The sequence below is a fragment of the Glycomyces mayteni genome (assembly GCF_042428885.1).
Taxonomy (GTDB): domain Bacteria; phylum Actinomycetota; class Actinomycetes; order Mycobacteriales; family Micromonosporaceae; genus Glycomyces; species Glycomyces mayteni.
Genome location: NZ_JBHMBP010000004.1, coordinates 1,257,177 through 1,269,725, shown reverse-complemented (window position 1 = coordinate 1,269,725; position 12,549 = coordinate 1,257,177). Strand labels below are relative to the sequence as shown.

The following is a 12,549-nucleotide window of genomic DNA, read 5'->3' as shown; positions in this document are numbered from 1 at the left end:
GGACATCGGGGCCCGCGCGGGCGATACTGCGAGGCGATGACTGCACTCGAACCGCTCGCGCCGCTGCACCTGAGGGTCGTCTGGCTCCCGTACGACACGGTCTGCGACCTCTACGTCGACGGCGACCGCATCACGTTCGACCCCGTCCCCGGCGCCCGCACCGTCGCCACCTCCGGCTACGCCCTGCCCGGCCTCGTGGACGCCCACTGCCACATCGGCATCCGCCGCGGCGCCGCGCCGATCGAGAGCCTCGACGAGGCCCGCGCGCTCGCCCGCACCGACCGCGACGCCGGGGTGCTCGCCATCCGCGACGCCGGATCGCCGTACCCGTACCCCGAGCTCGTCGGCGAGGACGGCCTCCCGCGCCTCGTCCGCGCCGGGCACCACATCGCCGCCTCCAAGCGCTACCTGCGCGGCATCGGCCTCGAATGCGAGCCGCACGAGGCCGCCGCCGCGCTCGCCCGCCAGGCCAAGCTCGGCGACGGCTGGGTGAAGCTCGTGGGGGACTGGATCGACCGCGGCCGCGGCGACCTCGCCCCCTCCTTCGAGCCCGAGGTCCTCACCGCCGCGATCCGCGCCGCGCAGGCCGAGGGCGCCCGCGTCGCCGTCCACACGTTCTCCGAAGAGGCCGTCGAGTGCGTCGTCGCCGCCGGGGCCGACTCGATCGAGCACGGCACGGGCCTGTCCGCGGACCTCCTCGACACCATGGCCGCCAAGGGGATCTCCCTGGTGCCCACCATGATCAACATCGAGACGTTCGACGACATCGCGGCCGGGGCCGACGCCAAGTTCCCCCGCTACGCCGACCACATGCGCCGCCTCAAGCGCGGCTTCCCCGAGGTCGTGCGCGCCGCCCACGAAGCGGGCGTGCAGGTCAGGCTCGGCACCGACGCGGGCGGCGGCATCGACCACGGCCTCGCCGCCGAGGAGATGCGCCTGCTCCACGAGTCCGCGGGCATCCCCGCCGCCGAGGTGGTCGCCGCCGCCTCCTGGAAGGCCCGCGAGTGGCTCGGCCTGGCCCCCGACCTCGGCGACGTCGTCGTCTACGACCGCGACCCGCGCACCGACCTGTCCGCGGCCCGCGAACCGGCCCTGATCGTCCTCCGCGGCCGCGTCGTCCGGCACTGACCCGCCGTCCCACGCCTGATTCGCGAAGCGGCCTCGTCACAACACTGTGGCGCGGGTCGGTTATCGTGAACGTCCCCGCGCCGTTTCCGCCCGAGCAGAGAGTGCAGCGATGACCTATCCTCCGACTCCGGACCAGTCCGGCCAGGGCGGCTTCCAGTACGACCCGTACGGCAGCCAGCCCGGTTCCCAGCCCCAGCAGCCCGGCTACAGCCCGCAGCCGCAGCAGCCGGGCTACAGCCAGCCCCAGCAGCCCGGCTACCCGGCCGCGCCGCAGCTCCCGCCCGCCGCCCCCGGATACCCGCCGCCCTACGGCCCGGGCGGCTACGGCCCGCAGCTGCCCAAGGGCCAGGCCATCGCCTCGATGGTCCTCGGCATCGTCGCGGCCGCGTTCCTGTGCATCCCCTACGCGGGCGGCTTCATCGCCCTGGTCTGCGGCATCATCGCCGCGATCCTCGGCGGCATCGCCCTGAAGAAGGTCAACGAGGGCACCGCCGGAGGCAAGGGCCAGGCCATCACCGGCCTCGTGCTCGGCATCATCGTCTGCGCCGTCGGCATCTTCGCGATCATCGCGTTCGCCGCGGGCATGGCCATGCTCGGCACCGCCGGGAGCACGCTCTAGCACTCACGTCGAAGGCGGCCCGGGCATCGCGCCCGGCCCGCCTTTCGCACGTCGTCTTCTCCGTCGCCTATTACATCGTGACCAGGCAGAACGGGTGCCCGACCGGGTCCGCGAAGACCCGGTACGACTCTCCGCCGCCGTCGAGGCGGCTCGCCCCGAGCTCCAGCGCCGCCGCCTCGCCCGCGTCGAGGTCGCCCACGCGCACGTCGAAGTGCATCTGCTGCGGGTGAGCGCCGCCCGGCCAGGTCGGCGCCGTGAAGTCGGGGATCTGCTGGAAGGCCACGCCGGGCCGGTCGGGGGCGTCGCCGATGACGACCCAGTCGCCGTCGTCCTGGACCCGGACCATGCCGAGCAGCTCCTGGTAGAAGGACGCGAGCGCCGCCGGGTCGGGGCAGTCGATGATGAGGCCGTGCCAAGTTCCGATCATGCGGCCAGTGTGGCAGCGGGGTCCGACGTCCATGTCGCGATCCGGCCGACGAGGCGGGCCGGAACCGGCCCGGCGGACCGTCTCAGGAGGTACCGAACGGGTGAACCGGCTCAGGTGACGTCGTCGAAGCTCGCGGAGCGCCCGCGGGTCCGCTCGGCGGCCGGGCCGTCGGCCTCGGCGCCGTCCGCAGCACCGCTCGCGCCGTTGGAGGACCCGTTCGTGCCGCGCGTGATCGCGCCGCGGTTGACGCTGCGGCGGGTGCTCTCGATGTCGCGGGTCGCGTCCGTCAGGCCCTCCTGGAGCGGCTTCGTGCCGTCCTGGAGGTCGCGCATCGTGGACTTGAGGGGGTTCGTCAGCATCTCCTGGTCCTCTTCGGTCAGGATGTGCTTGCGGACGAACGTCTTGGGGTTGAGGTCCTCGGGCTTGATGTCGGTGCCGATCTCGCGGCTCAGGTCGGCCGCGGCGTTCGACGCCATGTTCCGGGCCTTGGAGATGAACCGGCGGAGGTTCGCGAGCGCCTTGGGCAGCTTGTCGGGGCCCCACAGGAAGATCGCGATGAGGATGATGACCAGGAACTCGGTTCCGCCCAAGCCTCCGAACACGCTGACCCTCCGATGACCGACTGTGACTGCTGGTACCTGAAAAACCTCCGCCTAGCGTACCCCCACGTCAGTCCGCGGCCGCTTCTAGAGTGACCTGGGCGCTGTGCTCCTCGCCATCGCGCTCGTACACCACGGTGACCACCGTGCCGGGCGCGAGCTTGCGGATGAGCGCGATCAGCTGGGTGTTGTCGGTGACCCTGGTGCCGTTGAAGCTGGTGAGGAGGTCGCCGTCCTCCAGGCCCGCGTCGTCGGCGGGGGAGCCGTCCACGACCTTGCTCAGCGTCACCCCCGTCCCCAGCTCGGACTCCCCGAGCTCCGCGCCGAGGACCGTGTGGGCCGCGCTGCCGGTCGCGACGATCTCGTCGGCGATGCGCTTGGCCTGGTTGATGGGGATCGCGAAGCCGATGCCGATGTTCCCGGCCTCGCCCTCGGCCGCGGTCGAGGCGATCGCGGTGTTGATGCCGATGACCTGCCCGGCGATGTCGGTGAGCGGCCCGCCGGAGTTGCCGGGGTTGATCGCCGCGTCGGTCTGGATCGCGGCCATCACCGACTCGACCTCGCCGTTGTTGTTCTCGGTGAGCACGGGCCGGTCGATCGCGGACACGATGCCCTCGGTGACCGTGGACGACAGCCCGAGCGGCGCGCCCACGGCGAGCACCGGGTCGCCGACCGCGACCTTGTCGGAGTCGGCCAGGACCATCGGCGCGTGGTCGCCGCCCTCGATCTGGAGGACCGCCACGTCGGAGTCGGGGTCGGAGCCGATGACGGCCGCGGTGGTCACGGACCCATCGCTGAACAGGACCTGGAGCTGCTCGGCGGGCTCGGTGCCGCCGCCGACGACCACGTGGTGGTTGGTGAGCAGGTACCCGTCGTCGGAGACGATGAAGCCCGAGCCGTTGCCGCCGTCCGCGGTGAGGACCGTGACGACCGACGGCATGATCTGCTCGACCACGCCCGCCACGGACGTGAGGTCCCGCTGCGTCTCAGGATCGGCGCCGGTGATCGCGCCGCCGACGTCGCCGCGCGTGGCCCAGACGCCCACGGCCGCACCGAGCGTCCCGGCGATGAGCGCGGTGACCGCCGAGACGGCGACGACGAGCCCGAGCCCGATCCGCGTATTCGGCCGCGCCCGCTCGGGGAGCGGCTCGACGGGCGGGACCGGAGGGGCCGGACGCGTCTCGATGACGGCCCGGCTGCCGGGGTCGCGCCACGGGTCGCTCGCGGCCGCGGGATGCCACCAAGCGGCCCGGTCGACGGGCTGCTGCCGGGCGGCGGGCGCAGGTGCGATGCCGCCGCCAGCGGCGGGCCCGGCAGAGTAGGCCGCGGCCCCGGACGGGACCGGCTGCGGCGCTGCGGGGTGCGCCGGCGCCGCGGGTTCCGGCGGGGCCGGCTGCGGTGCGGCGGAGTGCGCCGGCGCCGCGGGCTCCGGTGGAACCGGCTGCGCCGCCGTCTGCGGGGCCTGCCGCTCGGGGGCCGACTGCGGCCACGGCTGCTGGGGTCGCCACTGGTCGCCCGGATCTGCCTGGGGCGGCTGGGTGCCGGAAGTCATGAGGAGAGTCTATGCCGCATTTGCCGCCCCTTCACCCGCGCTGCGATTCCGGCCCGCCCGGTGACGCGGCGTCCGCGCGGCGCGCCGGAGCGCGTCCACCCCGCTCGGCGGCGCGTCCGCTCCGGCCGGTCCGGGGGCGCGAAGAAGGACCCGCTTCACGAGGCCGTGCAGCGGGTCCTCAGTCCGGACCGGCGGCGGGGTGACCGCCGAGTGGGGTGGCTTCGGGCCGTTATTCGAGGGCGCCCTGGAGCTCCTTGTTCAAGGTCTCGGCCTCTTCCGGCGTCATCTCGACCACAAGACGACCGCCGCCTTCCAGCGGCACCCGCATGATGATGCCGCGGCCCTCCTGGGTAACCTCCAACGGACCATCGCCGGTCCGCGGCTTCATGGCCGCCATATTCGTCTCCCCTCGATCCAAGGCCGCAGGTTGCGACTCGACGTTGCTAGATCAAGTTTCCCCGATCCGCAGGCCGAGAGCCAACTCGCCCCTCCGAGTATGTGACAAAGTTGCGGAGAAAGTGCCTAAAACCGTTTAAATCGGACACCCGATTTGCGGTTTTTCGTTTCCCGTGCGCAGAGCCCTGGAATACTGCCGGATCGTGACGTTCCGTCCCCGTCGCGGGCTACTCCTCCGGATCCTGCTCGTGCTCGGCCCCCAGGAGGAACGCGGTCCCCTCGATCTCGCGCCCGTACGGCGACACGAACGTCGGCAGCTCCTTCGGCCCCAGCGACCGGATGTACGACCAGAACAGCCGCACCGCCTCGGCCTTGTCGACCGCCTCGATCGGCATCGACAGCGTCACGAGCCAGTCGCTGCGCCGCTCCGGCGTCGGCAGGCTGCGGACCAGGTCCTCCCACGCGTCCGGCATGAGCCGGGTCCAGCCCTCGGCGGCCGCGGTGCTCTCCTCGGTCTTCTCCGGGTCCTCCAGGCGCCGCCGGTAGACGACCGCGGGCCCGACCAGCTCGCCGAGCGCGAACACGCCCTCGGGACCGGCCAGGGCGACCTCGTCGCCGTCCGCGGCCCCCTCGGGGCGGGCGCCCTCCGGCTCGACCGACTCGACCTCGTACGCCTGTTGCTCCGCGTACTCGTCCTCGTGCAACACCAGCAGCCAATAACGCATGGGCTCATCCCATCACGACTCGCCGCGCGCCGCCGCGTCCCCTTCATCCCCGCGCCCTGCCTCACGTTCGGACTCCTCGCCGTCCGCGCCGGACTCCTTCGCGAGCCGGAACGTGTCCTCTTCGAGCGGCTCCCCGAACGGCTCGGCGTCGAACGCCTCCGCCTGCGTCTCCGGCTCGGCGGGCCCGTCCTCGACGGACCCGGTCGCGGCGGACCCGGTCGCGAGCGGCTCCGTCCCGGCGTCCCCGTCGAGCTCGGCCCGCAGCTCGGCCAGCTGCTCGTCGCGGCGGCCGATCTCCCACGCCAGGCGGTACAGCGCCGCGTCGACCTGGTCGGTCCGGTAGCCGCGCGCCCCCGTGTCGAACCGCAGGGCCCCCACCGACGCCTCGCTCACCGGCTCCTCGTCCCCGAGCCCCGGCGGCGCGCCCGCGGGCGCGAGGTCCAGCATCGTGTCGCGGCCGGTGGCCCACACGACGATCGAGAACGCGATCCACACGCCGACGACGGCGACGATGACCGGGAGCACGAAACCCACGAGAGCCTCCAAGGGCGCTAAGCGAAGAACGCGAAATAGGCGAACAGCGCCATTGTGCAGACCGCGAGGGTCACTCCCAGACGCGGGTTGTGGGGGACGACCGCCTTCACCGGCTTCCCGCTCCGGTCCGTCAGCGGCAGCCGCGGCCGGTTCGCGGCCCCCACCAGCAGATACCCCACCAGCGCGGCCATCACCGGAGGCAGGAACATCACCCACCACGCCGCCTCGCCGCCCCCGCCGCTCGCCGCCAGGTACACCAACTGCCCGAGCAGGCACGCGACCATGCACGCGCCGTACACGAGGAGCTCCCGCAGCACGTGGTGCACGTCCGGCAGCAGCGTCGGCCGCTGCGCCGCGCGCACGGTCGCCCGCAGCGACAGCCCGGCCTCCCGCAGCGCGGTCTCCGCGTGCGCCAGCGCCGCGTCCGGGTCGTCCACCGCCGTCTCGGCCTCCTGGACCGCGTTCGAGGGCATCAGGTCCGGCGTGGACTGGCGCAGCCGCACGCTCAGGTCCACCACCTCCGAGGTCCGCTCGTCCAGCTCCGTGCGCACCGCCGCGAGCGCCAGCCGCCGCCGCTCCAGCCGCCGCGTCGCCTGCGCGCTGCTCGCCGCCGAATCGGCGTCGAGCCGCGCCAGCTCGTGCACCAGGTCCTCATAGGCGCTCAAACTCATCGGTCCCCCCGCACGCTCATCGGGCCTCCGGTCGCGACACCGCGCACCGGGCCGCCCTCCATCAGGCCGCCGCCCACCACGACACCGTCCACTACGTCACCGCTCACCAGACCGCTGCCCATCAGGCCACCGCCTCGTCCAGGCGTCCCGGCCGCACGAACGGGACCGCCAGCGTCTCCGTGCCCGCGTGCCGGTCGATCACCAGGCACCGGTTCGCGCGCGCGTCCCAGGTCCGCTCGTACCCGCCGGTGATCGCCGCCAGGTCGTTCGCCGCGATGTTCAGCGCCACGACCCCCGCCACGTGCTCGCGCCCGGCCGTCCCCCCGATGTCGTCGAGGAACCGCCGCGCCCCCCGCCACCAGCCGATGACGTGCGCGCCCGTCGCCGGACCGTGCAGCAGCAGATCCCGCAGCGTCCCCGGCTTCCCGTCCGCGCCGTCGGCCCCGAACCACACCAGGTACACCGGCTTCCCGCGGGGCGCCGTCAGGATCGTCCCCGGCTCCAGCTCCCGGCACTCGTGCCCGGCGTCCTTCAACGCCTCCACCAGGTCCCGCGCGATGTCCTCCGCGCCCGCGGCCGTCGCCGCGACCTGGAACTCCACGCTCCCCGGCTCGTGCTGCCGCGCCACCGACAGCGCCGCCGACGTCAGCACGTCCGCCGCCACCGCCGAGGTCCCCAGCACCGCCAGGTGCCGCCCCGGACTCCGGTCGAACTGGTAGCCCACCGTCGACATGTGCACGTCCACCGCCCGCCCCACCAGCGCCCGCGGCGCGTGCGTCGGCGCCAGCGCCGCGAACCGCGGATCGGCCTCCAGATGCTGCTCGTCGAACCCGCGGAACACCACAGGCTCCTCGTCCGAGTCCCGCCGCTCCCACAGGTCCCGCCGCAACTGCGCCAGCAGGTCGTCCGCGCTCGACGCGTCCGGGAACCGGCACGTCCGGTTGCGGCCCTTCAGACCCCCCGCGTCGTTCAGGATCGCCTGCCCGATCGACTCGACCGCCGCGTCGTTCCCCTCGTCCAGCAGGTGCTTCGCCCCCGGCAGCGCCACCCGCAGCGGGAACTGCCCGAAGATCGAGTCCTTCTTGGAGTACAGCGCCTCGATCCCCGAGATCGTCTGCGACGCCAGCACCAGGTGCACCCCGTACGAGCGGCCCTTGCGCGCCAGCTCCTCCAGGTGCGCCACCGCCTCGCCCGCGAGCCGGTCGTTCCCCGCGAAGAGCACGTGGAACTCGTCCACGACCGCCACGATCCGCGGCAGCCGCACCTCCGGCCGCAGCTCCCGCAGCCGCGCCAGCCGCGTCGCCCCCGCCCGCTTCATCAGCCCGGCGCGGCGCGTCAGCTCCGCGCGCAGCGCCGCCAGCACCGCCACCCCGTACTCGCGGTCGGACTCCACGCCCACGGCCCGCACGTGCGGGATCCACGACGGGTCCAGCGGCGAGGGCGTGAACTCCGTGAACGACACGCCCTCCTTGAAGTCCAGGAGGTACAGCTCCAGCTCCTCGGGGGAGTACCGGGTCGCGAGCCCGTACAGCACGTCGAGGAGGAACACCGTCTTGCCGCCGCCGGTGCGCCCGCCGATGAGCCAGTGCGGCGTCGCGTCGTCGAACGACACCTCCACGTCGCCCCCGGTGCTGCTCCCGGCCTGGTCCCGCCCGATCACCGTCGTCAGCCCGTTCCGGCTCGACTCGGTCCACAGCTCGGCGGGCACCAGGTCGGCCACCGACAGCTCGCCCGCTTCGCGGCGCTGGCGGGCCCGGGACCCGAACACGTTGCGCGCCAGGCGGGGCGGGGGCGCGGCGTCGAGGACGACGGGCAGCGGGAGGCTCCCGAGCCGGACCTCGTCGCCGCATTCGAGGTAGGTCGCGTGCTCGATCGCGGGGAGCCGCTCGCGGTGCGGGTGGTCGCGCCAGCCGCACAGCACGAGGTGGCAGCGGGCGGAGGGCCCGGCGTGGGCGAGTGCGGCGAGGCGCTCGCGCATGGTCTTGCCGACCTCCGGCGGGAGCCCGGCGATGACGATGAGGTGGTAGGGCCGGTCGGCGATCGACTGGCCGCGCGCGGCGATGTCGCGCAGCTCGGTGAGCCGCTTCTCGGCGGCGGTGAGGACCCGCCCGAGCGCGAGGTGGTCGGTGGCGACGGTGGCGGCGATCCCGGCGTCCACGAGCGCGGTCGCGGGCGCGAACACCTGCCCGAGGGTCACGCCGTCCACGAGGGACAGTTCGAGGTCGGGGTGGGCGGCGGTGACCCGCACGAGCAGCGACTGGAGCATCCCGGCGACGCGCGGGTCGGCCGCGTCCCCGTCGCATACGAGGTGCCCCTTGCCGAGCAGGCCGGTCAGCGCGGGGAACGCGGCCTCGGCGGCCCCGGAGGCGTCGTCCAGCACGGCCGTGCCGATCCGCATGGCCTCGGTGCGCGACGGCTCGGTCCACAGGGGCGCATCGGGGTCGGTCTTCGCGAGGTCGTCGCCGAGCCAGCCGGTCGCGGCCGTCGCGGCGGCGGCGTTGAGCCTTTGGGCCAGTTCACTTCTGCGGCGCTCGGTGTCGTCGGCGGCGAGCTGCGAGGCCGCCTCGACGAGCAGCCGCTCGGCCCGGTCGGCGGCCCCGGCGGCTTCGCGCAGCCGCGCCGCGGCCCGCTCCAGTTCGGTCCGCCAAGTCAATGCCGCCTCCAAGGGGGTGCCGTGAACGACACCACCTTACCGGGGGAGCGCGGGGCGTGACGAGGAGCAAACGGTTCCTCGCGCCGATCCCCCCATCAGGAGCTTCTCGGTCATTTGTCTGAAAATAAGCCCTCTGAGCTGCGGCGCTAGTGCTCGAAGAGTCCGAGCGCCAGATCCGCCAGGCGCCCCGGGTCCTCGGCCCCGCACAGCTCGCGGGCCGAGTGCATCGAGAGGATCGGCAGGCCGACGTCCACAGTGAGGATGCCGAGCTGCGTGCCCGAGATCGGGCCGATCGTGGTGCCGCCGAGGATCGAGTTGCGGTTGACGTTGTACTGCCACGGGATGCCGGCGTGCTCGGCGGCGCGGCGGAACAGCGCCTCTTCTTCTGCGCCGCTGGCGTATCGCTGGTTGGCGCTCACCTTGATCATCGGGCCGCCGCCCGCGATGGGCCGATGCGTGGGGTCGTGCTTCTCGGGGTAGTTCGGGTGGATCGAGTTGCCGGTGTCGGAGGACATCATCCCGGAGGCGGCCATGGTCTGCGCGTAGTGCTCGGGGTCGTCGGCGCCGAGGATGCGGCGGAGCACGGTCTCCAGGAACGGGCTCTGCGCGCCGGAGTAGGTCATCGACCCGATCTCCTCGTAGTTGAACGCGGCGAGCACCGGCACCTTCGTCCCGGTCCGCTCGGCCGCGATGAGCGCGGCGACCCCGGCGTGGACGGAGGTGAGGTTGTCGAGCCGCCAAGCCGCGAACAGCTCCTCGTCCTTGCCCAGGTAGGCGGGCCGGTCGAGGGCGACGGTGAACAGGTCGTGGCCCAGCACGTCGTCGGCGTCCACCCCGGCCTCGGCCGCGATGAACTCCAGGAACTCGCCCTCGCGCGGCTCGCCCAGGCCCCAGATCGGGGTGAGGTGGCCCTGCGGGTCGAGGGCGCGGCCCTCGTTGGCGCCGCGGTCGAGGTGGATCGCCAGGCGCGGGACGCGCAGCAGCGGCCGGTCCACGTCCACGAGCACCTCGGCGCCGTCGCGCAGGACCAGGCGCCCCGCGACGCCCAGGTCCCGGTCGAGCCAGGTCTGGTGCGGCACACCGCCGTAGACCTCCACGGCGACCTGCTTCCAGCCCGCCGCGCCGGTGTCGGGCCGCGGCTTGACCTTGAACGCCGGGGTGTCGGTGTGGGCGCCGAAGATCCGGAACGAGTCCACCCCGGGCTCGTCGATCCGCCACGCGATGATCGAGCCGTCGCGCACCGTGTAATAGCCGCCCTTCTCGGCGAGCGGCCACCCGTGGGTCTCGGGGAGCCGCTGGAACCCGGCCGCCTCAAGCCTCCGGCCCGCCTCGGCGCACGCGTGGTACGCCGTGGGGCTCGCGGTGATGAACGCGGCGAGGTCGTCGGTGTGCGACCGGTCGAAGCGGGGCATGATGCTCCTTCACTGGCGGGTGGCTGGTGCGGCTGTCAGCATAGAGCCATGCGTGCTCTGAGACTTGGCAGACGGGTGTTCGATGGCGGCGATTACGCGGTGATGGCGATCGTCAACCGCACGCCCGACTCGTTCTACGACGCCGGGCGGACCTTCGCGTTCGACGCGGCCGTCGCGGCCGTGGACAACGCGGTCGCGAGCGGGGCCGACATCGTCGACATCGGCGGCGTCAAGGCCGGGGACATCGGGCCGGAGGTCACGGCCGCCGAGGAGATCGAGCGGGTCGTGCCGCTCATCGCCGCGGTCCACGACCGCCACCCCGAACTCGTCATCTCCGTCGACACGTGGCGCGGCGAGGTCGCCCGCGAGGCGGTCGCCGCCGGGGCCGAGCTCATCAACGACACGTGGGCCGGGTGGGACCCGACGGTGATCGAGGTCGCCTCCGACACCGGCGCGGGGTTCGTCGTCTCCCACACCGGGGGGCTCGCGCCGCGCACGATCGCCGAGAAGGCCGTCTACGGTGACGTCGTCAAGGAGGTCCGCGCCGAGCTGGTCGAGCGCGCCGAGGCCGCCGTGGCCGCGGGCGTGCGGGCCGACGGCATCCTCATCGACCCGACCCACGACTTCGGGAAGACCACCTACCACTCGCTCGACCTGACCCGCCGCCTCGACGAGCTCGCCGACACCGGCTGGCCGGTCCTGGTCGCCTTGTCCCGCAAGGACTTCGTCGGGGAGACTCTGGACCTGCCGGTGGACCGGCGCCTGAACGGGACGCTCGCGGCGACCGCGATCTCCGCGTGGAACGGCGCGCGGGTCTTCCGGGCCCACGACGTGGCCGCGACCCGGGAGGTCCTCGACATGGTCGCCTCGATCAAGGGCGACCGGCCCCCGAAGGCCCCGCTCCGGAGCCTGTGACCCGGCCTCGCGGCGCGCGGTCACCGGCATGCCGGTGACCGTGAACACCCTGCGGGGGTCTACATTCGAGACGGCTCACCCCGTCCCCGAGCGGCCCGCCGCGGGCCCGGGGTCACCAGTCAGAGATCTCGGAGGCCACCGATGAAGTTCACCCGCAGACGGCGCACCCCGGCGGAGACGGCCCCGGCCGAAGCCCCGGTCGAGGCCCGGGCCGAGGCCCCTGCGGCCGCGGCCGAGCCCGCCCCGGACAGCGCCCCTGCGCCGGAACCGAAGCAGGCCAAGAAGGAGTTCCCCGGTTCCGCCGCCTACTGGGAGAAGCGCTACGCCGACGGCGGGAACTCCGGCGGCGGCTCGCGCGGCACCAACGCCGAGTTCAAGGCCGAGGTCCTCAACAAGTTCACCGCCGAGCACGGCATCGAGTCGGTCATCGAGTTCGGCTGCGGCGACGGCGAGCAGCTCTCCCTCGCCGAGTACCCCCGCTACCTCGGGTTCGACGTGTCGCCGACGCAGCTGCGCCGCACCATGGAGCGGTACGCCGACGACCCCACGAAGAGCTTTGCGCTCTACGACGGCGACAGCTTCGCCGACCCGGCCGGGTTCATCACCGCCGACATGGCGATGTCGCTCGACGTGATCTACCACCTCATCGAGGACAAGGTCTACGACCTGCACCTCAAGCACGTCTTCGGGGCCGCCCGCCGCAACGTCGTCCTGTTCACCGGCGACGCGAGCGACCCCTCGCTGGCGGGCGAGTTCGCCCCCCACGTGCGCATCCGCCCCGTCCTCAAGGACGTCGAGGAGCGCTTCCCCGAGTGGCGCCTGCGCGAGCGCATCGCCAACCCGCGCCCCTGGAGCGAGTTCGGCGCCGACGGCTCGATCGCCGACTTCTTCATCTACGAGCGCGCCGGGGACTGACCC

Annotated in this window: 13 protein-coding genes; 4 read left to right on the top strand and 9 right to left on the bottom strand. The window is 73.2% G+C overall.

Features of this window, described 5'->3' with window-relative positions; genetic code table 11:
• Positions 1 to 36: 36 nt before the first annotated feature.
• Positions 37 to 1,128, top strand: a complete 1,092-nt coding sequence (locus ACFFXY_RS21185; protein WP_382355190.1) for an amidohydrolase family protein — start codon at positions 37 to 39, stop codon at positions 1,126 to 1,128.
• A gap of 109 nt (positions 1,129 to 1,237) precedes the next feature.
• A complete protein-coding gene (locus ACFFXY_RS21180) occupies positions 1,238 to 1,747 on the top strand; it encodes a DUF4190 domain-containing protein (RefSeq protein WP_382355187.1) in 510 nt (169 codons plus the stop codon).
• Positions 1,748 to 1,817: 70 nt separating this feature from the next.
• On the opposite strand, the gene ACFFXY_RS21175 is transcribed toward ACFFXY_RS21180, so the two are convergent.
• The 9 genes from ACFFXY_RS21175 to ACFFXY_RS21135 form a co-directional block, all read right to left on the bottom strand.
• Positions 1,818 to 2,174 (bottom strand): VOC family protein, encoded by a 357-nt coding sequence (locus ACFFXY_RS21175; protein ID WP_382355184.1) that lies wholly within the window; start codon positions 2,172 to 2,174, stop codon positions 1,818 to 1,820.
• Between the two features lie 110 nt (positions 2,175 to 2,284).
• A complete protein-coding gene (locus ACFFXY_RS21170) occupies positions 2,285 to 2,764 on the bottom strand; it encodes a twin-arginine translocase TatA/TatE family subunit (protein WP_382355181.1) in 480 nt (159 codons plus the stop codon).
• Between the two features lie 79 nt (positions 2,765 to 2,843).
• Positions 2,844 to 4,325, bottom strand: a complete 1,482-nt coding sequence (locus ACFFXY_RS21165; RefSeq protein ID WP_382355178.1) for a S1C family serine protease — start codon at positions 4,323 to 4,325, stop codon at positions 2,844 to 2,846.
• Positions 4,326 to 4,554: 229 nt separating this feature from the next.
• Positions 4,555 to 4,722 (bottom strand): DUF3117 domain-containing protein, encoded by a 168-nt coding sequence (locus tag ACFFXY_RS21160; protein WP_081913440.1) that lies wholly within the window; start codon positions 4,720 to 4,722, stop codon positions 4,555 to 4,557.
• A gap of 226 nt (positions 4,723 to 4,948) precedes the next feature.
• Complete coding sequence (locus ACFFXY_RS21155) at positions 4,949 to 5,446, bottom strand: hypothetical protein (protein ID WP_382355173.1); 498 nt, start codon at positions 5,444 to 5,446, stop codon at positions 4,949 to 4,951.
• A 12-nt stretch (positions 5,447 to 5,458) separates the two neighbouring features.
• The gene (locus ACFFXY_RS21150) at positions 5,459 to 5,980 is read right to left on the bottom strand and encodes a DivIVA domain-containing protein (RefSeq protein WP_382355170.1); all 522 of its coding nucleotides are present in this window, start codon (positions 5,978 to 5,980) and stop codon (positions 5,459 to 5,461) included.
• A gap of 17 nt (positions 5,981 to 5,997) precedes the next feature.
• The gene (locus ACFFXY_RS21145) at positions 5,998 to 6,645 is read right to left on the bottom strand and encodes a hypothetical protein (RefSeq protein WP_382355167.1); all 648 of its coding nucleotides are present in this window, start codon (positions 6,643 to 6,645) and stop codon (positions 5,998 to 6,000) included.
• Positions 6,646 to 6,772: 127 nt separating this feature from the next.
• A complete protein-coding gene (locus ACFFXY_RS21140; protein WP_382355164.1) occupies positions 6,773 to 9,304 on the bottom strand; it encodes an FtsK/SpoIIIE domain-containing protein in 2,532 nt (843 codons plus the stop codon).
• A gap of 146 nt (positions 9,305 to 9,450) precedes the next feature.
• Positions 9,451 to 10,716, bottom strand: coding sequence for a M18 family aminopeptidase (locus tag ACFFXY_RS21135; RefSeq protein WP_382355161.1), 1,266 nt, complete (start codon positions 10,714 to 10,716; stop codon positions 9,451 to 9,453).
• Positions 10,717 to 10,764: 48 nt separating this feature from the next.
• On the opposite strand from ACFFXY_RS21135, the gene folP reads away from it, so the two are divergent.
• Complete coding sequence (gene folP / locus ACFFXY_RS21130; protein WP_382355158.1) at positions 10,765 to 11,631, top strand: dihydropteroate synthase; 867 nt, start codon at positions 10,765 to 10,767, stop codon at positions 11,629 to 11,631.
• A 141-nt stretch (positions 11,632 to 11,772) separates the two neighbouring features.
• Positions 11,773 to 12,546, top strand: coding sequence for a class I SAM-dependent methyltransferase (locus ACFFXY_RS21125; protein ID WP_382355155.1), 774 nt, complete (start codon positions 11,773 to 11,775; stop codon positions 12,544 to 12,546).
• The last annotated feature ends 3 nt before the right edge of the window (positions 12,547 to 12,549 follow it).

Coding starts and splice junctions, on each gene's coding strand:
- folP (WP_382355158.1), top strand. CDS start 10,765: ATGCGTGCTCTGAGACTTGGCAGACGGGTGTTCGATGGCGGCGATTAC.
- ACFFXY_RS21125 (WP_382355155.1), top strand. CDS start 11,773: ATGAAGTTCACCCGCAGACGGCGCACCCCGGCGGAGACGGCCCCGGCC.
- ACFFXY_RS21135 (WP_382355161.1), bottom strand. CDS start 10,716: ATGCCCCGCTTCGACCGGTCGCACACCGACGACCTCGCCGCGTTCATC.
- ACFFXY_RS21175 (WP_382355184.1), bottom strand. CDS start 2,174: ATGATCGGAACTTGGCACGGCCTCATCATCGACTGCCCCGACCCGGCG.
- ACFFXY_RS21180 (WP_382355187.1), top strand. CDS start 1,238: ATGACCTATCCTCCGACTCCGGACCAGTCCGGCCAGGGCGGCTTCCAG.
- ACFFXY_RS21165 (WP_382355178.1), bottom strand. CDS start 4,325: ATGACTTCCGGCACCCAGCCGCCCCAGGCAGATCCGGGCGACCAGTGG.
- ACFFXY_RS21155 (WP_382355173.1), bottom strand. CDS start 5,446: ATGCGTTATTGGCTGCTGGTGTTGCACGAGGACGAGTACGCGGAGCAA.
- ACFFXY_RS21185 (WP_382355190.1), top strand. CDS start 37: ATGACTGCACTCGAACCGCTCGCGCCGCTGCACCTGAGGGTCGTCTGG.
- ACFFXY_RS21160 (WP_081913440.1), bottom strand. CDS start 4,722: ATGGCGGCCATGAAGCCGCGGACCGGCGATGGTCCGTTGGAGGTTACC.